This window comes from Parageobacillus caldoxylosilyticus NBRC 107762, assembly GCF_000632715.1.
Classification (GTDB): Bacteria; Bacillota; Bacilli; order Bacillales; family Anoxybacillaceae; genus Saccharococcus; species Saccharococcus caldoxylosilyticus.
The window spans coordinates 1-26,219 of sequence record NZ_BAWO01000066.1 but is presented as its reverse complement, the minus strand read 5'-3'; the positions used below and the strand labels follow the sequence as shown (position 1 = coordinate 26,219).

The window sequence follows — 26,219 nt, the reverse complement described above, 5'->3', positions numbered from 1 at the left end:
AGACGCGCATCAACTCATCTAATGAACGAAGCTGTGATTCATCATGAGAAACGATTTTCATCCCCCGAACCGTTTTCATCCCCTTGCCTTCCCCCCTTGTTTTGATATTTAAGAACATATATTCGCCAAATCTTCTTCCTTTCCTTTTCACATGAGGAAGGAGGAGATGATTTTTTATCATCAGACAGGAGACAATGGAAAAGATGGAGAACATCCATCTCTTTACGTTCAATAACAGGAGATATTTAGATGATTTTATACATTTTTATAGATGTTTAACAAACTGCTTATACCTCCCCCTTTGTGTAAATGTAATTGAACTATTCTCCCACCCCTGTAATGAAGATCATCCCAAGTCATCAGATGACCGGATAATAAAATTATAGAGATGATTTCCAGAAAACACAATAGGTGTTTTTTCATTTTTTTAAATTTTCATTTACTTTCCAAAATTTCCTAGGACAAAGAAAATTACTTGTTTCCTTTGTATTGAATGTATAATATATAAAACAATGGGAATTCTTTTACATTCCAACAAAAAGATGTGCCCACAAGTCTATAGATAAGAATGCAAAATATTGAGTTTTGCGATATCGAGGTGAATGCATTGAATTTTAAGCGTATTAAAACAAAAAAGATTTATGAGGAAGTAGCGGAAGCGATTTTTGATATGATCAAAAAAGGTGCACTAAAACCTGGAGATAAATTGGACTCTGTCCAACAGCTTGCCGAAAAGTTCCAAGTAGGACGGGCCGCCATCCGCGAGGCGCTGACCGCGTTAAAAGCAATGGGATTGATCGAATTAAAGCAAGGGGAAGGCACCTACGTGCGCGAATTTGACCCGACGATGCTCATGTTCCCGCTTTCCATGGCCGTGCTGATGAACAAAGAGGATATTTGGCACTTGCTTGAAGTGCGCAAGCTTCTTGAAGCCGGTGCCGCCTCTTTAGCCGCGAACAAACGGACAGAGCAAGATTTGCATGCGATGGAACAAGCGCTTCGCGACATGAAAGATGGCATCGGTAACGACGAGCTTGGCGAAAAGGCGGATCTTGCTTTTCATATGGCCGTTGCTGTCGCTTCCCATAATCCCATTTTAGTCAGCTTAATGAACAGCGTATCGGAAATGATGGTCGAAACAATGCGGGAAACGCGGCGGATTTGGCTGTTTTCGAAGCAGACGACAACGGAAAAGCTTCTGCGCGAGCATACGGAAATTTTCCAAGCGATTAAAGAAGGAAACGCGGAAGCCGCGCAGGAACGAATGCTTCAGCATCTGACCAATGTAGAAAACGTGCTTCATCGATATATAAGCACTCAGCGAAACAACTGAGTGCTTTTTTTATTATTTTACAAAAATTGCGTCAAAATATACTTCTATTCTCTGAAAATAGTATATAATAAATACAAAGTCATCTGATGACCTGTTCACTTCATCCTATGATTATTATTATGTGGAAGGAGATTTACCATGAAAGTTTCCTTGTTCGTCACCTGTCTCATCGATTTGTTCTATACGAACGCGGGAAAAGCAACGGTAGAGCTGTTGGAACGGTTAGGCTGCGAAGTGGACTTTCCAGAAGCGCAAACATGCTGCGGACAACCTGCCTACAACAGCGGTTATGCCAAAGAAGCAAAGGAAGCAATGAAGCATATGATCCGCACGTTTGAACATGCCGACTACGTAGTCACTCCTTCCGGCTCGTGCGCATCCATGTTTAAGGAATATCCGCACATTTTCCGCGGTGATCCGGAATGGGAGCCAAAAGCGAAAGCGTTGGCTGCAAAAACGTATGAACTAACACAATTTCTTGTTGACGTGCTGAAGGTCGAAGATGTCGGCGCCAAGCTCGAAGGACGCGCCACTTACCATACGTCATGCCATATGACAAGGCTGCTTGGCGTGAAAGAAGCGCCTTTCCGGCTATTAAAAAACGTAAAAGGGCTGGAACTTGTTCCATTGCCGAATGCCCATCAATGCTGCGGATTTGGCGGAACCTTTTCCGTAAAAATGGGGCCGATTTCCGAACAGATGGTGGACGAAAAAATTGAACATATTGAAGAGACACAAGCCGATTATCTGATCGGAGCCGATTGCGGATGTTTAATGAATATCGGCGGACGCATCAAGCGGCAAGGAAAGCCGATTAAAATCATGCACATTGCCGAAGTGTTAAACAGCCGTTAAAAGGAGGGATTCGCATATGCCAATGAAAATAGGAAATCAACCGTTCTGGGAGCGAGTAGAGACAAACCTGCATAACCAATTTATGCGCGGTGCGGTAGCCGGCATGCAGGACCGCGGGTACGAAAGACGGATCGGGGTTACGAAAGAGCTTGGCAACTGGGAAGAATGGCGCTCTCTCGGCGAGGAAATTCGCCAGCATACCCTAGAAAATTTGGACTATTATTTAATGCAGTTGAGTGAAAACGTTGCCAAACGGGGAGGCCACGTCTTTTTCGCAAAAACGGCGGAAGAAGCGAATAATTACATCCGCAATGTGGCCATGCAAAAAAAGGCGAAAAAAATCGTGAAATCGAAATCGATGGTAACGGAGGAAATTAACTTAAACCCTGTGTTAGAAGCAATCGGCTGTGAAGTGATTGAAACAGACCTTGGCGAGTACATTTTGCAAATTGATGACCATGATCCTCCTTCGCACATCGTTGGTCCTGCCCTTCATAAAAATAAAGAGCAAATTCGCGACGTTTTCCGCCGCAAACTTGGCTATCAAAAATCGGAAAAACCGGAGGAGCTGGCGCTTCATGCACGGAAAATGCTACGCCGCGAATACCTCACGGCCGATATCGGCATTACCGGCTGCAATTTTGCTATTGCGGAATCCGGATCGATTACGCTGGTGACGAATGAAGGAAATGCGGATTTAGTGACGTCGCTGCCAAAGACACAAATTACCGTCATGGGAATGGAGCGCATCGTGCCAACATTTGAGGAAATGGAAGTGCTTGTCAGCATGTTGACGCGCAGCGCGGTCGGGCAAAAATTAACGAGCTATATTACCGTATTAACCGGCCCGCGCGATGAAGGAGATGCCGACGGCCCGGAAGAATTTCATCTTGTGATTGTCGATAATGGCCGATCCACCATCCTTGGCACAGAATTTCAGTCCGTATTGCAATGTATCCGCTGCGCAGCTTGTGTCAACGTCTGCCCAGTGTACCGCCACATTGGCGGACATTCCTACGGCTCGATTTATTCCGGACCGATCGGCGCTGTCCTGTCGCCGTTGCTAGGCGGATATGACGATTATAAGGAACTGCCGTACGCCTCCTCCCTTTGCGCAGCCTGTACGGAAGTTTGTCCGGTTAAAATTCCGCTTCATGAATTGCTGCTAAAGCACCGCCAAGTCATTGTCGAGCGGGAAGGAAAAGCGCCGGTGGCGGAAAAGCTGGCCATGAAAGCGTTTCGGTTAGGAACCTCTTCACCGTTTCTCTATCAATTCGGCTCGAAAGTCGCACCAAACGCCTTGGCGCCATTTACAAGCGATGACCGCATTTCTAAAGGTCCTGGCCCGCTGAAGGCGTGGACGGAAAGCCGTGAATTCCCAGCGCCGAATAAAGAACGATTCCGTGACTGGTTCCGCAAACATCAAAAAGGAGGCGACAAGCAATGAAGACCGGAACGATTCATAACCGCGACGCTTTTTTACAAGCGATTGCCGACCGGCTCGGGCGGCAGCGCCGTGTATCAGGAGTATCTCGCCCGCACTGGAAGCATCAGCCGCAATGGAAAGTATTTGAAGGCTACAGCCAAGACGATTTATTGGCCGTGTTAAAAGCGCAATGCGCACTCATTCACACACAATACGTAGAAACGACATGCGACACGCTAGCGGAAACGGTAAAGCAAGTCGTTGCCCAATACGGGGGCGGTCCGGTTGTCACGTGGGACGATCCGCGCTTTGACGAATACGGATTAACCGGCTTGCTGCGCCGCGAGTGGCCAAACGAAAACGTGGAGGTTCACATTTGGAACGCTGCGCTAGGCAGAAAAAATATCGATTTTGCCGAAAAAGCGAACGTCGGCATTACGTTTAGCGATATGACGCTGGCCGAATCAGGGACAGTCGTGCTGTTCAGCGGAAATGGAAAAGGGCGCACCGTCAGCTTTTTGCCAAAAACATATATCTCGATCATCGCTAAAAGCACCATTGTGCCGCGCATGACCCAAGCCGCTGCTTATATCCATGAACAAATCGAAAAAGGGCATCTCGTCCCTTCGTGCGTCAACTTTATTACCGGCCCAAGCAACTCGGCCGATATTGAGATGAATTTAGTCGTCGGGGTTCACGGTCCGATGAAAGCGACTTATGTGGTCGTTACCGATCGTTAATATCTTATATCTTAAAATGAAAACGGGCATGTCCCAAAATGGACACGCCCGTTTTTAGTACCCTTTTTCAATATCTACCCGGTTGAAAAGCGGCTGATTGTTTTCCATTCGCCGCAGCGTTTGCAAAAAGCAGTCCACCGCTTCTTCCGCCGATGTCAGCGCAGCGATATGCGGCGTAATGATGACGTTTGGATGCAGCCATAACGGTGATGTCGGCGGCAACGGTTCCTCTTCAACCACGTCTAACACAGCAAGACGAACTTGACGGGTTTCCAATGCGCTCCATAGCGCCGTTTCATCGACCGTCGCTCCTCTGCCAACATTAATGAAGCAAGCATTATTTAAAAGAGAAAAAAACCTTTCATCAAACAGATGATACGTTTGTTTTGTCAGCGGAAGTGCGGCAATAATCCAATCTGCTTTTGGCAGCACCTCTTCCGCCTGTTCCGTGGAACACACCTCGGAAAAATACGGTTTTTTCTGCCCGCTTAATGAAACACCGATCGGTGCAACGCCAAACAGGCGCAGGTGGCGGGCAATCTGCTGTCCGATCTCGCCCGTTCCATAAATAACGACACGCTGCGTCCGCAGCAGCGTTGGTGCGACCGTCTTCCATTGCCGCTGGGATTGGTACCATCCATATACATCATGGCATTGTAAATCCCGCAGCATATAGCTAAGGCAATATTCGCTAATTTGTTCGCCAAACGAGCCGATCGTCCGCGTCAGTACCACATCTTCTTTCCACTCCCGGTTCCATAAAAACGCATCGACCCCGGCGCCAAGTGAGTGAACCCAGCGAATGTCGCCAAATTCAAAGGAAGGAACCGGACGAAAACCGACATACACATCCGCCCAAAAAAAATCATCGCGGCAAACCGCTTCTTCCGCAACAAAACGGAAGTTTTTATCCGGTCTCTTTTGTTGCAACAATGGCGCCATCTCCGCATACAGCCTTCCGGTCACCAAAATATTGTCGATCTTCATTGTGGTTCTTCTTTCCCCCCATCCGCGGACAGAGAAAGGACTATTTTTCTCCCTTAGACAATCGTTCCTTCCTTGCTTTCCGCTTTTTTATTGATCGCATATCCGACAGCTAATACGAAAATGGTTAATCCTACGGTAATCGCGTAAGTGAGCGGTCCTTTCTGAAGATGAAGAAGACGCATAAATCCTTCATCTTCCATCACCATTTTTCCACCTGTCCATGCTAAAATTCCTGATCCGACATAAGCGATCCAGCGATGTTTTTCCATCACCTTCATAATGGCTTTTGAACCGAAAATCATAATGGGAATGCTGATGGCCACACCGAAGGCGATCATGCCGACATGTCCTTCTGACGCCCCCGCCACCGCTACAACATTATCCAAACTCATTACCGCATCGGCGGCGATAATCGTCATAATCGCTTTCAACAAGCGGTCTGATGACTGAACATGCGCTTCTTCCTCCCGTTCAACCAGCACTTTATAGGCAATCCACAGAAGCAATAGTCCGCCTGCTAAATGAACGAACGGCATTTCTAGCAAAAAGACAATGACAGTGGCAAATAAAATACGCAAGAGAACTGCGCCGCCTGTCCCCCAGAAAATCGCTTTGTTTTGCTGATGCTTTGGCAGCTTGCGGGTTGCCATCGCAATGACCACGGCATTGTCACCGGATAAAATAATATCAATCGCAATGATTTTCAATAATGCCAACAGCGCTTCTGAAGAAATAGTCAAACAAATGCACCTCTTCTCCTCTTTTAATGCTGCTTGTCCTCTCATAATCAAATAGTTTGTTCTTCTTCATCTTATCGTAAATATTTTCGGTCATCAACTTTGGCAAGACTGGTTCTTCGCGGCCACATAAAAAAGAGCAAGGGCCGATGCGCCTGGCTGCTTGCTCGATCATTGGCGTTGAGGAAACTATTATTCTCGCCTGCCTCTCTTCCTCTTTCCTCTCTATTTTCTCTATTTCCATTTGCCATCCTTGTTCTTTACGAATACTGATTTTCCTTTTGCCAAAACGTCTCATCCATCTGCTTTAGCCATTGCGCGATAGCTTCGATGTCGCCGGAAAATACACGGTCATGGGTAATCGATGGTACGATGTCGCGCGCTTCTTCGTAAAGCTGCCGCGTTTTTGCCGCCATTTTTTCTACGCCGCGGTACTCGACCGCCTGCAATGCGCAAATCAATTCAATGGCCAGCACCCGCCTTGCATTTTGCACAATCACATAAGCGTGGCGCGCTGCAATCGACCCCATACTGACATGATCTTCTTGGTTGGCCGACGATGGAATCGAATCGACGCTGGCCGGATGAGCGAGCGTTTTGTTTTCCGAGACGAGCGATGCCGCTACATACTGCATAATCATCGCGCCCGACTGCAGGCCGGGCTGTGGGCTTAAAAACGGCGGTAGGTCATTTAGCTGCGGGTTGACAAGACGCTCAATGCGCCGTTCCGATATGTTGGCCAATTCCGCTACGGCAATTTTCATCAAATCCATCGCCAAGGCAATCGGCTGTCCATGAAAGTTTCCACCCGAAATAACAGCGGAGCCATCGTCAAAAATAAGCGGATTATCGGTGGCCGCGTTGATCTCGATTTCCAGTTTTTCTTTAACGTACTCGAGCGCCTGCCACGATGCCCCATGCACTTGTGGAATGCAGCGGAGCGAATACGCATCCTGCACGCGCAATTCCCCTTGTTTCGTCACCAGCTGGCTGCCGGCCAAATAACCGCGGATGCGCATAGCGACGTCGATTTGCTGCGGAAATCCACGGGCAACATGAATCCGTTCATCCAATGCATCAATAATGCCGCGCAGCCCTTCCATCGTCATCGCAGCAATCAGCTCGCTTTCATACGCCAGCTTCTCCGCTTCGATATAAGCCACCACTCCCATGGCCGTCATCGCCTGTGTTCCGTTAATCAACGCCAGCCCTTCTTTTGCTTTCAGCGCAATTGGCGCAATTCCTTCTTTCGCCATCGCTTCAAGCGCCGGCATTCGCCTGCCGTGATAAAACACTTCTCCCTCCCCTGTTAACACAAGAGCTAAATGGGCAAGCGGCGCCAAGTCTCCGCTGGCCCCGAGCGAACCTTGCTGCGGAATGACGGGATGAATGCGCGCGTTAAGCAAATCGAGCAGCCGTTCAATCACGATCGGCCGAACTCCCGAGTACCCTTTTAATAACGCATTCGCCCGTAACAAAAGCATCGCCCGCGACACCTCTTCCGGAAACGGCTCACCGACTCCGCATGCGTGCGAATGAATTAAATTGACTTGCAGCTGTTCGACGTCGTTGGCGTCAATCAGCACATCGCTAAACTTGCCGAACCCGGTATTAATGCCATAAACGATTTGCTGTTTTGCGACAATGTCTTCGACTGCTTTCCGGCCCTTTTCCACCGCCTTCATGCTTTCTTCTGAGGCAATGACGAGTTCGTTATGATAAAGAACTCTCTTCACTTCTTCGATCGTCAATGTGTTTCCCGTTAATATGACCATTTTATCTCCGCTCCTTTTTTCGTAAAAATCAAAAAGGAGGCTGCCGCTGTGAATTTGAACGCCACAGCATTCAGCCTCCTACTAAACTCATCGCTATAGGCTTTATATATGATTGATTCCTAATCCGACCGTCTCGTGCTCCAACCCGCGAATCGGCGCGCCGATCGTCCCGTATAAAGCAACAGCAATCCATTCTCCTTCCGCCGCATTTTCATACGGCGTCCCTCTGACAACAGCGAAACGAAGGCCGACCGTTCTCATTAAATCTCCTAGCTCCACTTGCCCCCTCGTTACTCCTTGCACCGCCTCGACAACCGCATGATAGAGCGCGTGCATTTCCCGATACAGCTCACCGTCAACAACATGGTTGCGCTTTGCCGCTGTTTCAATCGCAGCGACAATTTTTTGCAGCTCCATCGAGCCAACTTTTCCTTTACAATAACGCCATGATAAATAATCTAAATGCCTTGTGATCTCCAGTTCTTCTTCCCCGTCGAACATCGCCAGCAATATGGCGTTCCGTCCGATCCGCGCTTTTGCTTCTTTTAGCATGTGGTCATGCACCTTTTTTGTTTTAATTTTCTAAAAATATTGTATCGTTTATTTTCTCGTTTTGTCAATTTATTTTTACCATATTTTAACAAGTTAATATGTTAGCAAATTATTAGAATAAAGGAAATAAAATATTTACATTTATTTCAAAAAGTGATATCATTTTAATATAAATTAGATATTAAATGGGGCGAAGTAAATGAAAGAAACAAAAACATGGTATATGAATGGATTTATCGGGATTGTATGCATCGCCGTCCTCGCTGCCGCAGCGTTGCTAAGCGTATGGCATGAACAAATCGTTGTTGCCGCTCTACTCCTTGTCGTCGCGGTCGTTTTCGCTACCGGTGTTACGATCGTGCAGCCAAATCAGGCAAAGGTAGTCATTTTCTTTGGCCGCTATTTAGGGACGATTCGCGACAGCGGGTTATTTCTCACCGTCCCGCTCACCATCCGTCAAAACGTTTCCTTGCGCGTGCGCAACTTTACGAGCAGCAAGCTGAAAGTGAACGATGTACAAGGAAACCCAATCGAAATTGCCGCCGTGATTGTATTCCGCGTCATTGATTCGGCCAAAGCGGTGTTTGACGTCGATCATTACGAAGAGTTTGTCGAGATTCAAAGCGAGGCGGCAATTCGCCATGTAGCGACGAAATACCCGTACGATACGTTCGGCGATGAAGATGAAATTACACTGCGCGGAAACGCCGATGTCATTTCCGATGTGCTCGCTGCCGAACTGCAGGAGCGGCTGCGCGTGGCGGGAGTGGAAGTGATGGAAGCACGCCTTACCCATCTTGCCTACTCTCCGGAAATCGCCAGCGCCATGCTCCAGCGCCAACAAGCGGCCGCTATTTTAGCAGCGCGGAAAAAAATCGTCGAAGGCGCGGTCTCCATGGCGCAAATGGCGATCGAGCAGCTTGACAAAGAGGGAATTTTGGAGTTAGATGATGAACGAAAAGCCAATATGGTCAACAACTTAATGGTTGCCATTGTTTCGGAACGGGCGACCCAGCCGGTCATTAACACTGGCAGTCTATATTAACGGTTGTGGAGTGCTATGGCAAAAAAGAAAAATTTCCCTCTTCGCATTGACCCAGCTCTGTATGAAGTCATTGAACAGTGGGCGCAAGACGAGTTCCGCAGCGTCAACGCCCATATTGAATTTTTGTTGCGTGAAGCCGCCAAACAAGCGGGACGGTTAAATAAGCGGAAAAGAAAAAATGATCCAGATGTGGAAAGAAGCTAGCGTTTCGAGATGACGAAACGCTAGCTTCTTTATTTTTCAGTCATCGCCATTTTCCAAAAGAATACAATGATAACAGAGCCTATTTCTCCGGTGAAATTTAGAAGCAAAATAATTTCCTCCTTAATGATCATACACTCAGTTCAATTGCAATCTACTTATTGATTTTCTCTATATGTGAACTAACGTCGTCATATTAAACAACCGCTTTACCACATAAAACGGATATGCAGGGAACGCCTCAAAATGCATCAAATCAACGCCAAAGCATGTTTATCTAGATGGTACATCATATTTTCAGAGAAACGTTGATACCATGAAAATTGGCGAGGGAAATAAAAATGGAAAGCTATCATGCCGTATTAGAAACGATTGCTTCCTCTCATGAACAAGGAGTATTAGCGACGATTATTCATATCGATGGCTCCGCTTATCAAAAAGAAGGAGCATGCATGTGGATTAGCGAAAGCGGGCACACCACCGGACTGCTTAGCGGCGGCTGCTTGGAAGAAACGATCGCCATCCAGGCAAAAGACGTTTTGCAACATCAACGCGCTCATATTGCAACATTTGATATGAAACAAGAAGATGATTTGTCATGGGGGCAGGGGGTCGGCTGCAACGGAATCATTCACGTTCTGCTCGAACCGGTCACAATGGAAATGCGCGCGGATTGGCTGGCTGTGAAAGCGTGCCTAGACCGCGGAGAGCATGTACTATTGGCAAGAAAGCTTGACAGGGAAACGGACGGACGGGAAAATTTTTTATTTTTTAGTGAAAGCGGCAGACGTTTTGGCGGGTTTCGCGGCGAAATTCCGTCGAAGTTAAAAAGTTTGCTTGATTCCGCTCCGCTTTTCCAGGGCAAAAACGGCATGCACACCATCGACGGCGTCCGATTTTACATCCAACATTACTGGCCAAAGCCGCGCCTCGTGATTTTCGGCGCCAACCCGGATGCAAAACCGCTCGTTTCTTTCGCCAAACAGCTTGGTTTTTTCGTCCTTGTCACCGATTGGCGCCCGGCGTTCTGCTCGGAAGAACATCTTCCCGACGCCGACGAATGGATCGTCGGCTTTCCTAGCGAGACAGTTCCACAACTTTGCCTTAACGAACGCGACTTTGTCGTCATCATGACGCATCACTTTCAGCACGACCAGGAAATTCTTGCGCTGCTGCGAGATCAGCCGCTCTACTATCTTGGCGTGTTAGGACCTAAACAGCGCACCGCCCGGCTGCTTTCCGGCAGCGAAATGCCCAATTGGATTCGTTCCCCCGTCGGCCTTGCCATCGGTGCACGCGGTCCGGAAGAAATCGCTATCAGCATCATCGCCGAAATGATCAGCTTGCTGCGAAGCGGGCCGGCATCAAGGAAGGAAAAAACATGAACATGCCACGCATTATAGGAATTTATTTAGCCGCCGGACAAAGCCGGCGGATGGGGATGGATAAGCGCTCCCTTCCATTCTCAGGGAACACGCTCGGGGACGCCGCATTAAAAGCAGCGGTCCTCTCCCTCCTTTCCCATGTTCTTGTTGTTGTCCCGCCGGATGATACGCTTACTTGGCTAGCCCCTGAATTGGCGAAACATAAAAAATGCACGATTATCCGCTGTTTCGATTGTTCGCGCGGGCAAGCACATTCACTGCGTTGCGGGATAAAACGGGCCATGCAAATGCAGGCGGAAGCAATAGTTATTTTGCTTGCTGATCAGCCGTTTATCACAGAAGCGGTGATTAACGAGCTTATCCAACTGTATGAGCAATACCAGGCCGACTACATCTCCTTTACAAACAACGGGATCGTGATGCCGCCCGTTTTGTTTGCCCGCTCTACTTTTTTCGATTTACTGCTTCTTGACGGCGACGAAGGAGCACGAAAACTCCTCCGCAACCAAAGCAGATGGAAAGGCATCACGCAAGAAAGCACCACAGAAAAGATATTTTTCGATATCGATACGAAAGAGGACTATCTACATGCCATCAAACAAAGCGAAAAAAAGGAGGGATTCGATGGCTATCGGTAAAAGCGTCATCCGCAAAGACGCATGGGACAAAGTGACCGGAAGAGCCAAATACACAAACGATTTCAAAGAAAAAGGCATGCTCCACGCCAAACTCGTTACCAGTCCGTACGCCCATGCGCGCATTCGCGCGATCGATATCGAAAAAGCGCGCTCCCTTCCCGGCGTGCGCGCGATCATCACCGGCGAAGGGCTGCCGCTGACGGGAGAAGACTTGCGCGACCGTCCTCCCATCGCCTTTGATAAAGTGCGCTATCATGGCGAAGTCGTTGCCCTCGTCGTCGCCGATACACTTGTGCATGCAGAAAAAGCGGCCAACCTTGTTCATGTCGTCTATGAACCTCTTCCTGCCGTCGGCAAGCCAAGCGAAGCGCTAAAAGAAGGGGCCCCCCTTATCCATGAACAGCTAGGAAGCTACCAAAAGAACGAACATACCTATCCCGAACCGAACACAAACATCGCCCATCGCACCAAAATCCGCAAAGGCAATATAGAACAGGGCTGGGCGGAAAGCGACGTCGTTGTGGAAACGAGCGTGGCCTTTTCCCCTTCCGACCACGTGGCAATAGAAACGAGATGCGCCACTGCGGAAATCCTTCCAGATGGCCATATTATCATTTCCGCTTCCTCCCAGTCCCCATTTATGATTAAACGGCTCATCAGCACCTATTTTGGAGAGGATGTTGGCAACATTATCGTCCATACTCCGCTTGTCGGCGGAGCGTACGGCGGAAAAGCGCCTGTGCAGCTGGAACTTCTCGCCTATCTGGCATCGAAAGCGGTGGGGGGAAGAAAGGTCAGCGTCTGGAATGCAAGAGAAGAAGATATGATCACCTCTCCGGTCCATATCGGTCTGGAAGCCACCGTCAAGCTTGGCGCCACAAAAGACGGCTATATCAAAGCGGCGGAAATCCTGTTTTTATTTGACGGCGGCGCCTATTCCGATAAAGCGATCGATGTCAGCCGCGCCGCTGCCGTTGACTGCACCGGACCGTACCATATCGAAAACGTCTGGTGTGATTCGTTATGCGTCTATACGAATCATCCGTATGCCACCCCATTTCGCGGCTTTGGCCATAGCGAGCAAGCATTCGCCATCGAACGGGCCATGGACTTGCTTGCCGAAAAGTTAGGCATGGACAAATGGGAATTGCGGCGGAAAAACGCGATTCGCCCTGGCCATACTACCCCGACGCAAGTGGTGTTAAACCGCAGCAACGTCGGCGATTTGCCAGCCTGCCTCGATCGTTTGCGCGAGCTAATGGAATGGGACGAATGGCAGCGCATCGAAATCGATGCTTATACCGTGCGGGCGAAAGGCATCAGCTGCGCGTGGAAAACGTCCACGATTGACCCCGATGCCAGCTCCGGCGTCCTTTTAACATTTAACCCCGATGGAAGCGTCAATGTCATCTCTGGGGTGGTTGAAATCGGAACCGGGACGAAAACGATCCTTGCCCAAATCGTTGCCGAGAAATTAAAAATGGACGTCAACGATGTCTACGTCAAAATGGACATCGATACGCAAACGACCCCCGAACATTGGAAAACGGTCGGAAGCCGTGGAACCTTTATGGCGGGAAGGGCAGCGCTCGAAGCGGCGGACGATGCCATCCGCCAGCTAAAAGCGATCGCGTCTTGCGTGCTCCGTGCATCGGTGGAAGATTTAGAAGTCGGCTACGGAAAAGTATTTTTGCGCGATGACCCTAGCATCTATGTTCCGGTTAAAGACATCGCCTACGGCTACAAATATCCAAACGGCAATGCGATCGGCGGGCAAATTATCGGGCGGGGAAACTATATTTTGCGCCACTTGACCCCGCTCAACAAAGAAACGGGCGCGGGCAAACCGGGACCGGAATGGACGGTCGGCGCGGAAGGAGTGGAAATTGAATTCAACCGCCGAGACTATACGTATAAAATCCTCAAAGCGTTTGCCGTCATTGATATTGGCAAAGTGCTCAACCCGAAAGCCGCACTCGGGCAGGCGATGGGAGCAATGAGCATGGGACTGAGTTTTGCGAGCCGTGAAACGTTTTTATTCGACCGCTACGAACGGGTGTTAAATCCACAATTGCGCACTTATCGGCCCATTCGCTTCGGCGAACACCCGGAATATATTGTGGAGTTTATCGAAACGCCGCAAATCGATGCGCCATACGGGGCGCGCGGCGCCGGCGAACACGGGCTGATCGGCATGCCGGCCGCATTGGCAAACGCTTTGTCGCTCGCCGCCGAAGTGCCGCTCAATGAACTGCCGCTGATCCCTGAGCTGATTTGGCGGAAAAAGAAAGGTGACAGCCATGATTCCATTTGAGATTACTTATCATCGCCCTCGCTCCATTGAAGAAGCGGTGCATCTGTTTGACACCTTGCAGCAGCAAGGCAAAAAACCGCTCTATTATGGGGGCGGAACGGAAATTATTACGCTCTCCCGCCTCCATCTTGTTGCTGCCGACGCGGTCATTGACATTAAACATATTCCCGAATGCCGTACGCTGGAATTCAATCCGCACGAACTCGTGCTCGGGTCGGCATTGCCGCTGACCACATTAGAAGAGGCCAATCCATTTCCGCTCTTGACGAAAGCGGCGCGCGAAGTCGCCGACCGAACGGCGCGCAACCAAATCACCCTTGGCGGCAATATTTGCGGGCAAATTTTTTATCGCGAAACGGTATTGCCGCTTCTGCTTTCTGACAGTCAAGCAGTCATTGCCGGGAAAGACGGTGTAAAACAGTGCAGCATTCATGACGTCTTTTTACAGCACATTCGGTTAAAACCCGGACAATTTCTCGTACAAATGAAAGTCGACCGCTCCTACGCATCGCTGCCCCATTTCCATCGCAAGCGCCGCAAACAAGGTAAAGTCGGATACCCGCTTGTCACCGCCGCCGCCATCAAAAAAGACGGGCAAATCCGTGTGGCATTAAGCGGCGTATGCCCATTTCCATTCCGTTCGAAAGAGATGGAAGAGCGGTTAAATGCGCGCCATCTCCCCTTACATGACCGCATTGAGGGAGCGATCCGAGCTCTGCCGCGTCCAATTTTAGACGATATTGAGGGATCGGCAGCGTACCGTCTGTTTGTTCTCAAACAAATGCTTTTCGATATGATCGACGAGCTGGGAGGGGAGTAAGCAAATGGAATCCTCAACCAAATGTGAAATGCAATTGCTAGTGAATGGAGAAACAAAATCTGTCGTCGCTCGCCAAGGAGATACATTGCTCTTTGTTCTCCGTAACGAACTTGGTCTCACTGGGGCAAAACCTGGCTGTTTAAACGGCGATTGCGGCGCCTGCACCGCGTTGGTCGACGGAACGCCAATCAAATCGTGCATGATGCTTGCCATCGAAACGGTCGGAAAGGAGATTACTACGATCGAAGGACTTCATAATACGCCGATTCAGCGGGCGTTTGTCGAACATTTTGCCTTCCAGTGCGGCTACTGCACCCCTGGCTTTATTATGAATGCTTACGCCTTGACGGAAACAAAACCTGACGCCGATGACGCCACCATTCAAGAATGGCTCGAATCCAACATTTGCCGCTGTACGAGCTATCAGGAAATCGAAGCGGCGGTAAAAGAGGTGTTAAGGCAAAAGCGGAAAACCGAATAGTTTGCCTTTAAAAGCGGCTATCCCTCTTTAACAATAAAGGGATAGTCGCTTTTTTGCGTCCATTGCAATATCGTTGTTCTTTCTTACTATATTTTTCCAAATAAATTCTATTGCTTATTGACTAAATCTAACGTTAACGTTAATGTTATATTTATAGCGGCAACCTTTATGCATAAGTAAACGGAGTGTGAGGAACGAGGATGCAGCGATTCAAAATTGACGACGTCGCCAAAGAAACAGGATTAACAAAACGGACGATCCGCTACTATGAAGAAATCGGCCTCATTAAGCCCCCCGAACGCAGCGAAAAAGGGACGCGTCTTTATACTAAAGAAGATGTTGAACAATTAAAAAAAGTGATTGCTGCCCGCGAGGTACTAGGATTTTCGCTGCAAGAACTGCACCATTTTTTGACATTGAAAAAGGCGATCGAATCTCATCATTTCGAGTATCGCAACGCTGTAGATCAAGACGAAAAAAAACAAGAACTGCAAAATATTGCTTCTATCCTTCGGAAACAAATTGACATGCTCGAGCAAAAGATGAAAAAAATGCTCGAACTAAAAAATGAGCTAGAACAACTCGAACAGCGAGTTCAAACGATTTTGCAGGAAGAGGAAAGGAGAGGATAAATCATGGAGGAAAGAAGACAAACACGCGCCCGCTGGATTACCGTGTTTGCGACATTTTTAGCATTTATGGGAATCGGCATTGTCGACCCGATTCTACCGGTCATTGCCAAAAGCATTGGAGCAACTCATTGGCAAGTAGAAATGCTATTTACCGCATATATTTTTACGATGGCAATCATGATGATTCCATCTGGAATGATGGTTAGCCGTATAGGAGACAAACGGATGATGGCAATCGGGCTTAGTATCGTTACTGTTGTTTCCTTATTGTGCGGCTTATCCAATACGATTCCGCAATTATCCATTTTCCGGGCTGGATGGGGGCTTGGAAACTCCATGTTTTTTGCTACCGCGATGACGTTATTGATTGCCTTAACCCCGCAAGCAAACACTGCCGTAGGCCTTTACGAAGCAGCCATCGGCCTTGGGATGGCAGGCGGGCCGCTTGTCGGCGGTCTTCTCGGTCAGCACTCATGGCGATACCCATTTATCGGAACGAGTATTTTCATTTTTATCGCACTTCTTCTGGTCGTCTTTTTTGTCTATGATCCGAATAAAGGAAAACCGAGAAAAGCAGTCGGCATGAAAGAAATGCAGCATTTATTAACGTTCCCGCCTTTTCTTAAAGGCGCAATCGGCGCGATGCTATATTATTATGGCTTTTTCGTTGTTCTTGCCTATTCGCCATTAATTATCGGGCTTTCCGCCATTCAAATTGGTTTTGTCTTTTTTGGATGGGGGCTTTGCCTTGCGTATGGATCAGCGATTTTGTCGCATCACTTGGAAAAAACGTATACAACAAAACAAATTTTGCCATATAGTTTGTTGGTTTTTGCGGTGTTTTTGCTGCTATTGTTTATCACTAAAAACACATGGTTATTGATCGCTTTCATTATTTTATCCGGTCTTGTTTCCGGTTTAAACAATGCCTTATTTACAAGCTATGTCATGGAAGCATCTCCGTATGAACGCGGCATTACTTCCGGAATGTACAACTTCGTTCGCTGGATGGGTGCCGCTATCGCCCCGGTGTTATCGGGGATTATCGGTCATTCGGTTTCCGACAAAGCGCCATTTATGGTCGCAATGGTTTTATCCTTTATTGCCTTTGCCTTTTTAATTATCCGAAAACAACAACCTTCTCTGACGCAAACAAATTAAGACTGATTTTAGGTGGAGACTTTCCACCTAAAACCAGCCTTCTATTCATTCTTTTACATATCGTTTTTCTTTAATCACTACCCCCCGCTTTTCCATTTCCTTGATGTAAATGTCTCCTGGAACGATTTGCTCCGGCGGATAAACCCCCCGTTTTTGAATGACTCCGCTTCCGATCATTTGCGCGACGACCGAGATCGTATTGGCAGTAGTCCGTGCCATCGCTGTCACGTTGTTTTTGCGGTCTTTAAACGTTACCGTTTCATATTCCAAAATTGTCTCTTTGCCGTTTTTGACTCCGCCGACAATGACCCGCAATAGCACGACATCCTCTTTATCTTTTAAATCCAAGAGCGGCAATAAAACCGCTAAAAGCACGTCGCGTGGTTTCACTTTTTGCCCTTTTACTTCCACCTCGTAGTCGTCTCTTGTCAAATTCAAATCGACGAGCAGTTTAAATTTTTCTGCGTGCCCAGGGTAGCGGATCGTTTTATATTCCAAGCATTCCAATTGCGGATAAGAATGGGACAGCGTCGAAATCCCTCCTGATGTATGAAAAGCTTCCAGCGGGCCAAATTGATCAAAATAAATCGTTTCCACTTCCGATAACGACGGGATTTCTTGCTTTTTCCCATCGCGAATAATGAGAGATGGATCGGTATAATGATCAAGCAGCCCTTCTAGTGAAAATACATGGTTGTATTCGAGCGGCGGCTCCGGGCGTACAGGAATTCCGCCAACATATAGTTTGATCGATTTTAACTCGTCTAATTTGCCCGCACCGTACCCTGACAAAATATTGATCATTCCCGGCGCGACTCCTAAATCCGGAATGATCGTAACACCAGCTTGTTTGGCGTTTTCATTTAATTGTAATACTCTGTCGGTAATATGATCGATATGCCCCCCTAAATCAACGGAATGCACGCCGACTTCGATCGCCGTTTTCGCTACGATTTCATTAAAACGATAAAATAACGCGTTAATGACAACATCGTGCTCACGCATCAGCGCCGCCAACTCTTTTTCATTCGCCGCATCAACTTGCTTTGCTTCTATTTTGCTAGAATGCAATTGTTGACAAGCTTTCTCCGCCTTTTTACGATCGACATCGGCTAAAGTGACGGCGGAAACGCTCTCGCTTTGCACTAAATCACGCGCCGCCTCTTTTCCCATCAGTCCGGCCCCAAGCACTAACGCTTTCATGGCATGCGCCTCCTTATTCTTTCGCTGATGAATTCGATTATTCGTCAATATCGATTTGCGCCCGTTGCAATTTGCCGCTGAAATCAATATACACGCTTTTCCATTCGGTAAACACATCAAGCGCCGCGACGCCAGAGTCGCGATGGCCGTTTCCCGTTCCTTTCGTGCCGCCAAACGGCAGATGAATTTCCGCCCCCGTCGTACCGGCATTGACATAGACAATACCTGTATCTAAATCGCGCATCGCTTGAAACACTTTGTTCACGTCTCTTGTAAAAATAGAACTCGATAATCCATAATCAACGCTGTTGTTGACAGCGATTGCTTCTTCTAAACTGCTTACCGAAATAATCGAAACAACCGGGCCGAAAATTTCTTCGCGCGCAATGCGCATCGTTGGTTGAACATCCGTAAAGAGAGTAGGAGCATAATAATAGCCTTTTTGATACTCTCCATCCCGCAAAATATATCCCCCGGTTAATAGCTTTGCCCCTTCTTCCTTGCCGATTCGCACATAACGGTCAATTTTTTGCAGCGCCTCGTCGCTAATGACCGGGCCGACTTTGACGTTTTCGTCCAATCCGTTTCCAATCGTTAATGTCTTCATTGCTTCTAGCAATCTATTTTCTAATTCTTCCTTCACCTTTTCATGAACAATGACGCGGCTGCATGCCGTACATCTTTGTCCTGACGTGCCAAATGCGCTCCACAAAATGCCTTCTACCGCTAACGATAAATCGGCGTCATCCATGACAATGACAGCATTTTTTCCACCCATTTCCAGAGACACTTTTTTCAAGTGGCGGCCGCACTTTTCGGCAATAATCCGCCCGACTTCGTTTGACCCGGTAAAGGAAATCACTTGCACGTCCGGATGCTCTACCAACGCATTTCCTGTCGTTGGGCCGTCGCCGTGAACAACGTTGAACACCCCTTTTGGCAATCCTGCTTCTTCGAATATTTTCGCCAGCTCCTGCGCCATAAATGGTGTTTCCAACGCTGGCTTCCATACGACCGCATTGCCGGCAACAATGGCCGGAAACGATTTCCACGTTGCGATCGCAATTGGAAAATTCCACGGAGTGATGATGCCGACAACTCCAACTGGCACACGAACGCTCATCGCAAATTTATCTTTTAATTCCGAAGGAGTCGTGTCGCCGAATAACCGTCTTCCTTCGCCAGCCATATAAAACGCCATGTCAATTCCTTCTTGCACTTCCCCGCGCGCTTCCTCGAGCACTTTTCCCATTTCCTTCGTTAATAGTCTAGCAAGCTGTTCTTTTCTCTCTTTTAATAAATAGCCGACTTTATATAACACTTCCGCCCGTTTTGGCGCCGGTACGAGCGCCCATTCTTTTTGCGCGGCTTTCGCCGCTTTTACCGCTTCATCGACATCCGCTTCGATCGAAACCGTTACTTCTCCAATCGTTTCGCCGTTTGCCGGATTGATCACCGGAGCAAATTGTTTGCTAATCGACGCTTTCCATTCCCCATTAATAAAATTCAATACTTTCACAAGCCAGATTCCTCCTTAATCATTTATTTTTCTATTAAAAAATTTATGCATTTACTATCATGGCTATTATGCAAATGTTTACCGAGAATTCGACCGCTTTCGCAGCTCGTCGATCGTCGCGGTCACGGAAATTTGGTTTGGATCTGTCATGACTTCGATCACCGTTGGTTTTGTTTCGTTAAAGGACTGAATAAGCGCTCTAGTAAATTGGTCTTCTGTTTCTACGCGAATGCCGTTGGCGTTTAAACATTTCGCCAATTCGGCAAACGACACATGCCCTAAGTCCGTCCCGATGACCCGTTTTGGAAAGTGAAGCTCTTGATGCATGCGGATGGTTCCATACATGCTATTATTAAAGACGATACTAATAATCGGAATATGATATCTAGAAGCGGTTTCTAGCTCTTGCATCGTCATCATAAAACCGCCGTCTCCTGATAGAGAAACGACGACTCGCTCCGGAAAAGCAAGCTTAGCGCCAATCGCCGCCGGCATGCCGTATCCCATCGCGCCGGAAGTAGGACCGATATACATCTGTGTTTCGGTAAATTGGAAAAAGGCATGAAGCCAGCCGGCGAAATTGCCAGCATCATTCGTAATGATCGCATCGTTTGGCAAATGTTGTTGCAAGCTGGCGATGATCGCTTCATTAAAGTTCCGTTTTTCCGCCGGAAGCGCCGATGCTTGCTCATATTGTTTCCGCCTCGCTGCCGCCCAATCGCCCCAAGATGGCTCTACAGCAGTTTCCAGCAATTTGGCAAGCGCCTCTTTGCAATCTGCTACAATCGCTGCAGCCGGCGGGTATACTTTTCCTAACACATCGCTGTCGATATCGATATGAATCAGCGTCTGATCCGGCGAAAGCAAACGATAATCTTGCGTCGTCACTTCCGATAATCGCGTCCCAAGGGCGATCACGACATCGGCCTGTTGTACCGTTTCGATGATCGATTTGGGCGTTCCTAATCCAAGATGGCCGACATAAAGCGGATGGTCGTTTGGAAACACGTCATGCCGCCGGAAAGCAGCCATCACAGGAATGGAGTATTTTTCAGCAAATAACCGCAATAGCTGTTCTGCCTTCGCTAGCTTGACTCCTCCACCGGCAATGACAACTGGCCGCTTCGCCCTTTGCAATATTTCCTGCACGCTCCACACATCCTCTGCGCTTGGAGCAGGTCTCGGTATATCTATATCCGAAATTACCGCTTCGCCAATATCTTGAAGAAATATATCTTCCGGAAGCGAGATGACGACAGGTCCTGGCCTGCCCGTTTGGGCGATGCGAAACGCCCGCTGCACCAGCTCCGGTATTCGTTCCGCCTCGCGAATTTCCACGGTCCATTTCGCAATCGGCTGGAAAAACCGGTCTAAATCGACTTCCTGAAATCCTTCCCTGCCGCGGAAATGGCGGTGCACCTGTCCTAACAATATGACCATCGGCGTGGAATCCTGTTTTGCTGTATGGACACCGATTGCCAAGTTAGCGCCTCCGACTCCCCGCGTCGCCAGCACAACACCCGGTTTTCCCGACGCTTTTGCATAGCCTTCCGCCATAAAGGAAGCGCCGCCTTCATGGCGGGCCGAAATCAGTTGAATTGAAGGTTCATCAAAAATTGCATCCATCAGCGGCAAATAGCTTTCTCCCGGCACGCAAAATATGTGAGAGATGCCCTCCCGTTTCAGACAATGAACGATCGCTTTGGCCGCTGTGATGTTGCGGATCGTCTGTTTCATCGTTTCTACGCCTCCCAATTGACTTGTTTCAACCGCTCAACCGCCTGCCGCAGCCGCTCTATCGGCGCAGATAAGGATAATCGGACATATCCTTCCCCCGACGGCCCAAACGCTGTTCCTGGAGTGACAATCACGCCCGCTTCTTCGAGCAGCTTCGCGGCAAATTGCGCGGATGAATATTCTTTGAAAATAGGAATCCATAGAAAAAATGTTGCTTTCGGACGCTGCACTTTCATTCCCAATGCCTGCAGCGCTTCGACCATCATATTCATTCGCTGCTCATAGATTCGGTTATTTGCTTGCACAGACTTGTGATCGCTCATCAGCGCTGCCGCAGCCGCTTTTTGAATCGGAAGAAACTGGCAAGTGTCCGTGTTGCTTTTAATAATTGAAAGCGCTTTAATCACATCTTTGTTTCCGACGATATAACCGATGCGGCAGCCCGCCATGTTGTAGCTTTTCGATAAGGAACCGAATTCGACCGCTACTTCCTTTGCCCCGTTTACTTGTAAAATGCTTGGCGCTTTAAATCCTTGGAAAGTAACAAACGAATAAGCAGAGTCATGGACGATGAAGATGTGGTGCTTTTTTGCCAGCGAGACCGCCTCGGTGAATGTATCCATGCCGACAGTGGCCGTCGTTGGATTGCTCGGATAATTTAAAAACATGATTTTGGCATCCTCATAAATGGGAGAAGGGAGATTGGAAAAAAGAGGAACATAGCCATTTTCCGCATCGAGCGGCAAATAAACGCTTTTCCCTCGCGCGAAATGCACAGCGGTGCGGTAAACCGGATATCCTGGATCGGGAATCAACACCATGTCTCCCGGATTGAGCATAGCCTGCAGTAAATGTACAATTCCTTCCTTTGACCCGATTAACGCTAACACCTCGGTATCGGGATCCAACTGTACTCCATATTCCCGCTCGTAAAAATGTGCCACCGCTTCCCGATATTCTTTGCACCCCGCATACGGCGAATACGTATAATTGGTTGGCTCGTTTAACTCTTCTTTTAACTTTTCCACCACAAAAGACGGCGGCGGTAAATCAGGAGCGCCGATTCCTAAATCAATGACATCGATCCCCTTCTTGATCAACTCTTCTTTCTTCTTTTGAAACTGCGAAAATAAATAAGGAGGCATCGTTCGGACGATATCGGAAAACATATTCATCCCTATCCCCTCGTATGAAATAAATACCTTCCCTCTTAATCTATGCTTTTGCTTGCTTATTTAAACATTTTTCCCAAGAAGTTTCCTTCCTCTAAATGAAGAGAAGGGGGAAATGAATCGGGAGGTTTTTGAATCCTAAAAACGAACATATCTACAGATTGAGTATGCAAGAAGTAGTAGAAGGGGCTGAACCGCCCCATCGGTTGGGTGCCGATGTTGCTTACGAAATCCACCGGAAAAACTTCCGATGCAGGCATCGAGTAGAAAGCGATCGCCTTCTTCTATGCAGAAGCTTCTTCGATGGAGATGGAAAGAAACTCCCTCCTCTCAAAAAATGTAGGAGGAATCGGTTCATCCCACAGCATCCTAAGTTGACGAACCTGTAAACAACCTAACAGAAACCGTTTTGTCCAAATAAAAATAAACGGCCAGTATCATCAAGCGATGATGATGAAACTGGCCGTTGTCTACGCATGCAGATCGCCGATAAAGGCGCCGCAATAGACTACGCAGTTTTTTCACTATCATACTTATGCAACCAGGAAGTCGGTCATGAATATTTTTTATATCGCTGCTCTTGCCATGAGTGGCAGCAAAAACGTCATGTTACAAGGATCGGATCCCCATCGATACGTATTTCAATTCGACGAATTCGAAAATCCCTTCTTTGCCTCCTTCTTTCCCCAACCCTGATTGCTTCACGCCGCCAAACGGCGCTTCGGCCACAGCCGGGAATACATCATTAATGCCGACGATGCCATATTCCAGCTTCTCCATCACACGATACGCGCGGTGAAGTGAGTCGGTAAAAATATAGGCAGCTAGACCGTACGGCGTATCGTTCGCCTGACGGATCACTTCCATCTCATCGGCAAACGGCTGCAGCGGCAGAAGCGGGCCGAACGTTTCCTCGTTCATCACTTTCATCTCTTTTGTTACATTCGCCAACACCGTTGGTTCAAAGAAATATCCTGGATACGCCCCTTCCCATCGTTTTCCGCCATAAAGAACGGAAGCTCCTTTTTGCACGGCATCGTCCAAATGGTCTTGCACTTTTCTTACCGCTTCTTCGTTAATCAATGGACCGATATCGGTTGTTTCATCCAATCCGCTGCCAAGGGAAAGCTGTTGTACTTTGGCTGTTAGTTTTTTTACAAAAGCGTCCCAGACCGTCTGCTGCACATAGACGCGATTGGCGCAAATACACGTTTGCCCACAGTTGCGGAACTTGCTCGCCAGCGTCAGTTCCGCCGCCAAATCCAAATCGGCGTCCTCAAATACGATCACCGGCGCGTGGCCGCCCAGTTCCAGCGACAGTTTTTTCACTTGATCTGCGCTTCCTTTCATTAACAGACGCCCGACTTCGGTCGAACCAGTAAACGTAATCAGGCGCACGTCTGGATGGCTCATCCAACACTTTCCGATCGAAACGGCATCACCAGCGACAAGGTTGACCACGCCAGGAGGAAGCCCCGCTTCTTCAAGGATTTTCACGATTCGATACGCGGTCAGCGGCGTCTCCGGCGCTGGCTTCAACACGACCGTACACCCAGCGGCAAGAGCCGGCGCGAGCTTTCGCGTAATCATAGAAGCCGGGAAATTCCACGGGGTGATTGCGGCGACAACGCCAATTGGCTGCGGGATGACCATCAGCCGTTTATGCTTGTTCGAGGAAGGGATGATTTCTCCATAAAGACGGTTCGCTTCTTCCGCATACCAAAGAAAATAGCTGGCGGCGGAATCGATTTCAGCGCGCGCCTCTTTCAGCGGCTTTCCTTGTTCAGACGTCAAAATAGCGGCAAGTTCTTCTTTTTGTTCCTTCATTTTTTCATAGGCGGCGTATAAAAATTGGGATCTCTCTCTTGCCGTTTTCCCTGACCATTCCGAAAACGCCTGACGGGCGGCACGCACCGCTTGCTCTGCGTCTCTTTCATCCCCATGCGAAACTTCTGTAATCGCTTCCAATGTTGCGGGATTTTGTACTAGAAGCGTTCTTCGGCTTTTGGCGTCCTGCCACGTTCCATCAATAAAAATTGTTTTTGTGTAGCGAGAAAAGGTAGTCATCGCCAATTTCCTCCAATAAAGAACAATAGTGTTTGAGCGCCTTGCCTACGACACAAATTCACTAAATAAGAGGTGATCTTCATTTCAGATGTACCATAAAAACTTCATTATCGAAATGATAGGACTACTAAAAGTCAGGAATGCATCTTTGTTCATTAAAAGAGAATTCCGCATTAGCTATTTTATTAAAGAAAAGGCTTCACAAAATGATATACCTCATTAAATAAACAGAGATCCCTACATCAATGCTCTTTATTCGCTATGGAAAGTTAGATAGCACAATGAAACTATTAACTTCTATCAATATAGACTATTTCGATACTTATTTTGAAATATATTTTATGCTTGTTTAAACAAATCCGGAATGAATTGGTACTCGAGCTAACAATATGATAATAAATTTTGCATAATTTGTAAATATATTCTTGGTATTTATTTTAAAAATTACAATATTTCTAAATAATAAAATTATTTAATTAGAGCTTTTTGATCATCGTCGAATAAACAGGAGGTGAGTTGATGGAGCAAATATTTGAACATATAGACGAAAAATTAGAAAGCGCTTACAATCATGTGAAATAAAAAATTTTTTACCCAAAAGCATTCCCAATTCCTTTGCTTAATTCTGTTCATTCCCAAACTCGTCATTTGATAAAAAGGAGTGATTTATTGATGGAAACATCGACAAAATCAATGGTTACCGCTTCTGCTGTTTTACATTCCGAAAGCGGGCTAAGACGAAAATTAAAAACCCGCCATTTAACGATGATTTCCCTCGGCGGCACCATCGGCACAGGTTTGTTTTTAGCCAGCGGCGGGATGGTGCATGCCGCGGGACCGGGCGGGGCGCTTACCGCTTATATTGCCATCGGCGTTATGGTGTACTTTTTAATGACAAGCCTTGCCGAAATGGCTGCCTATATGCCCGTTTCCGGATCGTTCAGCACCTATGCGACGAAATTCGTCGACCCTGCGTTAGGATTTGCGTTAGGCTGGAATTATTGGTATAGCTGGGCGATTACCATTGCGGCGGAGCTTTCAGCCGTTACGATGATTATGAAATTTTGGTTTCCGAACAGTCCATCGCTTTTATGGAGCGCGCTTTGTTTAGCGATTATGTTCTTATTAAATTATTTATCCGTTAAAGGGTTTGGCGAAGCGGAATATTGGTTTTCCATTATTAAAGTGGCAACGGTAATCATCTTTTTGATTGTCAGCTTTCTGATGATCTTTGGCATCATGGGCGGCGAAGCGGTCGGCTTTAAAAACTTTACCATCAAAGATGCACCGTTTCACGGCGGCTTTATGGCGATGCTAGGAATCTTTATGGCAGCGAATCTTTATGGCAGCGGGATTTTCCTTCCAAGGAACAGAATTGTTAGGCGTCGCCGCCGGAGAAACAGAAAATCCGAAAGAAAGCATTCCCCGTGCCATTCGCC

General features: G+C 47.7%; 23 protein-coding genes and 1 pseudogene. 14 read left to right on the top strand and 10 right to left on the bottom strand.

Annotation, left to right across the window (positions count from 1 at the left end):
• Window positions 1–607: 607 nt before the first annotated feature.
• The 4 genes from GCA01S_RS16500 (at window position 608) to GCA01S_RS16485 (ending at window position 4,354) form a co-directional block, all read left to right on the top strand.
• Window positions 608–1,333, top strand: a complete 726-nt coding sequence (locus GCA01S_RS16500; protein WP_155835596.1) for a FadR/GntR family transcriptional regulator — start codon at window positions 608–610, stop codon at window positions 1,331–1,333.
• A gap of 138 nt (window positions 1,334–1,471) precedes the next feature.
• Window positions 1,472–2,188 carry a (Fe-S)-binding protein gene (locus GCA01S_RS16495; RefSeq protein WP_017436110.1) on the top strand — a complete coding sequence of 239 codons (717 nt, stop codon included), beginning with the start codon at window positions 1,472–1,474 and terminating at the stop codon, window positions 2,186–2,188.
• A gap of 16 nt (window positions 2,189–2,204) precedes the next feature.
• Window positions 2,205–3,635 carry a LutB/LldF family L-lactate oxidation iron-sulfur protein gene (locus GCA01S_RS16490; RefSeq protein ID WP_042411583.1) on the top strand — a complete coding sequence of 477 codons (1,431 nt, stop codon included), beginning with the start codon at window positions 2,205–2,207 and terminating at the stop codon, window positions 3,633–3,635.
• Window positions 3,632–4,354 (top strand): LutC/YkgG family protein, encoded by a 723-nt coding sequence (locus tag GCA01S_RS16485; RefSeq protein WP_017436112.1) that lies wholly within the window; start codon window positions 3,632–3,634, stop codon window positions 4,352–4,354. Before GCA01S_RS16490 ends, GCA01S_RS16485 begins: the two co-directional genes overlap by 4 nt.
• A 54-nt stretch (window positions 4,355–4,408) precedes the next feature.
• On the opposite strand, the gene GCA01S_RS16480 is transcribed toward GCA01S_RS16485, so the two are convergent.
• From GCA01S_RS16480 to hutP, 5 genes are all read right to left on the bottom strand, one after another.
• Window positions 4,409–5,341: a D-2-hydroxyacid dehydrogenase gene (locus GCA01S_RS16480; RefSeq protein WP_042411579.1), complete on the bottom strand. Its 933-nt coding sequence runs from the start codon at window positions 5,339–5,341 to the stop codon at window positions 4,409–4,411.
• 53 nt (window positions 5,342–5,394) lie between these two features.
• A complete protein-coding gene (locus GCA01S_RS16475; protein WP_174407510.1) occupies window positions 5,395–6,126 on the bottom strand; it encodes a TerC family protein in 732 nt (243 codons plus the stop codon).
• The gene (locus tag GCA01S_RS16470; protein WP_042411572.1) at window positions 6,029–6,322 is read right to left on the bottom strand and encodes a hypothetical protein; all 294 of its coding nucleotides are present in this window, start codon (window positions 6,320–6,322) and stop codon (window positions 6,029–6,031) included. Before GCA01S_RS16470 ends, GCA01S_RS16475 begins: the two co-directional genes overlap by 98 nt.
• A gap of 16 nt (window positions 6,323–6,338) precedes the next feature.
• Window positions 6,339–7,853, bottom strand: a complete 1,515-nt coding sequence (gene hutH, locus GCA01S_RS16465) for a histidine ammonia-lyase (protein ID WP_042411569.1) — start codon at window positions 7,851–7,853, stop codon at window positions 6,339–6,341.
• A 102-nt stretch (window positions 7,854–7,955) separates the two neighbouring features.
• Window positions 7,956–8,405, bottom strand: coding sequence for a hut operon transcriptional regulator HutP (gene hutP / locus GCA01S_RS16460; protein WP_017436117.1), 450 nt, complete (start codon window positions 8,403–8,405; stop codon window positions 7,956–7,958).
• Between the two features lie 199 nt (window positions 8,406–8,604).
• On the opposite strand from hutP, the gene GCA01S_RS16455 reads away from it, so the two are divergent.
• The 9 genes from GCA01S_RS16455 (at window position 8,605) to GCA01S_RS16415 (ending at window position 17,082) form a co-directional block, all read left to right on the top strand.
• A complete protein-coding gene (locus GCA01S_RS16455) occupies window positions 8,605–9,450 on the top strand; it encodes an SPFH domain-containing protein (protein ID WP_042411567.1) in 846 nt (281 codons plus the stop codon).
• Between the two features lie 15 nt (window positions 9,451–9,465).
• Window positions 9,466–9,654, top strand: coding sequence for a type II toxin-antitoxin system antitoxin (locus tag GCA01S_RS16450; protein ID WP_017436119.1), 189 nt, complete (start codon window positions 9,466–9,468; stop codon window positions 9,652–9,654).
• 338 nt (window positions 9,655–9,992) lie between these two features.
• A complete protein-coding gene (locus GCA01S_RS16445) occupies window positions 9,993–11,036 on the top strand; it encodes an XdhC family protein (RefSeq protein WP_042411564.1) in 1,044 nt (347 codons plus the stop codon).
• Window positions 11,033–11,674, top strand: coding sequence for an NTP transferase domain-containing protein (locus GCA01S_RS16440; RefSeq protein WP_042411562.1), 642 nt, complete (start codon window positions 11,033–11,035; stop codon window positions 11,672–11,674). Before GCA01S_RS16445 ends, GCA01S_RS16440 begins: the two co-directional genes overlap by 4 nt.
• Window positions 11,661–13,988: a xanthine dehydrogenase family protein molybdopterin-binding subunit gene (locus tag GCA01S_RS16435; RefSeq protein ID WP_042411560.1), complete on the top strand. Its 2,328-nt coding sequence runs from the start codon at window positions 11,661–11,663 to the stop codon at window positions 13,986–13,988. Before GCA01S_RS16440 ends, GCA01S_RS16435 begins: the two co-directional genes overlap by 14 nt.
• The gene (locus tag GCA01S_RS16430) at window positions 13,975–14,808 is read left to right on the top strand and encodes an FAD binding domain-containing protein (protein WP_017436123.1); all 834 of its coding nucleotides are present in this window, start codon (window positions 13,975–13,977) and stop codon (window positions 14,806–14,808) included. The genes GCA01S_RS16435 and GCA01S_RS16430 overlap by 14 nt, the downstream gene beginning before the upstream one ends.
• A 4-nt stretch (window positions 14,809–14,812) precedes the next feature.
• Window positions 14,813–15,289: a (2Fe-2S)-binding protein gene (locus GCA01S_RS16425; protein WP_042411558.1), complete on the top strand. Its 477-nt coding sequence runs from the start codon at window positions 14,813–14,815 to the stop codon at window positions 15,287–15,289.
• Between the two features lie 200 nt (window positions 15,290–15,489).
• Complete coding sequence (locus GCA01S_RS16420) at window positions 15,490–15,921, top strand: MerR family transcriptional regulator (protein WP_017436127.1); 432 nt, start codon at window positions 15,490–15,492, stop codon at window positions 15,919–15,921.
• A 3-nt stretch (window positions 15,922–15,924) separates the two neighbouring features.
• Window positions 15,925–17,082 (top strand): MFS transporter, encoded by a 1,158-nt coding sequence (locus GCA01S_RS16415; RefSeq protein WP_042411556.1) that lies wholly within the window; start codon window positions 15,925–15,927, stop codon window positions 17,080–17,082.
• Window positions 17,083–17,127: 45 nt separating this feature from the next.
• Here the strand turns inward: GCA01S_RS16415 and GCA01S_RS16410 are convergent, their stop codons facing one another.
• From GCA01S_RS16410 to GCA01S_RS16390, 5 genes are all read right to left on the bottom strand, one after another.
• On the bottom strand, window positions 17,128–18,402 hold the full coding sequence (locus GCA01S_RS16410; RefSeq protein ID WP_255212296.1) for a saccharopine dehydrogenase family protein: 1,275 nt from the start codon (window positions 18,400–18,402) through the stop codon (window positions 17,128–17,130).
• Complete coding sequence (locus tag GCA01S_RS21075) at window positions 18,323–19,804, bottom strand: aldehyde dehydrogenase family protein (RefSeq protein ID WP_017436130.1); 1,482 nt, start codon at window positions 19,802–19,804, stop codon at window positions 18,323–18,325. Before GCA01S_RS21075 ends, GCA01S_RS16410 begins: the two co-directional genes overlap by 80 nt.
• 78 nt (window positions 19,805–19,882) lie before the next feature.
• Window positions 19,883–21,541 carry a thiamine pyrophosphate-binding protein gene (locus GCA01S_RS16400; protein WP_042411551.1) on the bottom strand — a complete coding sequence of 553 codons (1,659 nt, stop codon included), beginning with the start codon at window positions 21,539–21,541 and terminating at the stop codon, window positions 19,883–19,885.
• A gap of 5 nt (window positions 21,542–21,546) precedes the next feature.
• The gene (locus tag GCA01S_RS16395; RefSeq protein ID WP_042411549.1) at window positions 21,547–22,716 is read right to left on the bottom strand and encodes an LL-diaminopimelate aminotransferase; all 1,170 of its coding nucleotides are present in this window, start codon (window positions 22,714–22,716) and stop codon (window positions 21,547–21,549) included.
• A 606-nt stretch (window positions 22,717–23,322) separates the two neighbouring features.
• Window positions 23,323–24,780: an NAD-dependent succinate-semialdehyde dehydrogenase gene (locus GCA01S_RS16390; protein ID WP_042411547.1), complete on the bottom strand. Its 1,458-nt coding sequence runs from the start codon at window positions 24,778–24,780 to the stop codon at window positions 23,323–23,325.
• A gap of 672 nt (window positions 24,781–25,452) precedes the next feature.
• Here GCA01S_RS16390 and GCA01S_RS16385 point away from each other — a divergent pair.
• Window positions 25,453–26,219, top strand: a pseudogene (locus GCA01S_RS16385) (amino acid permease); the annotation flags it as partial.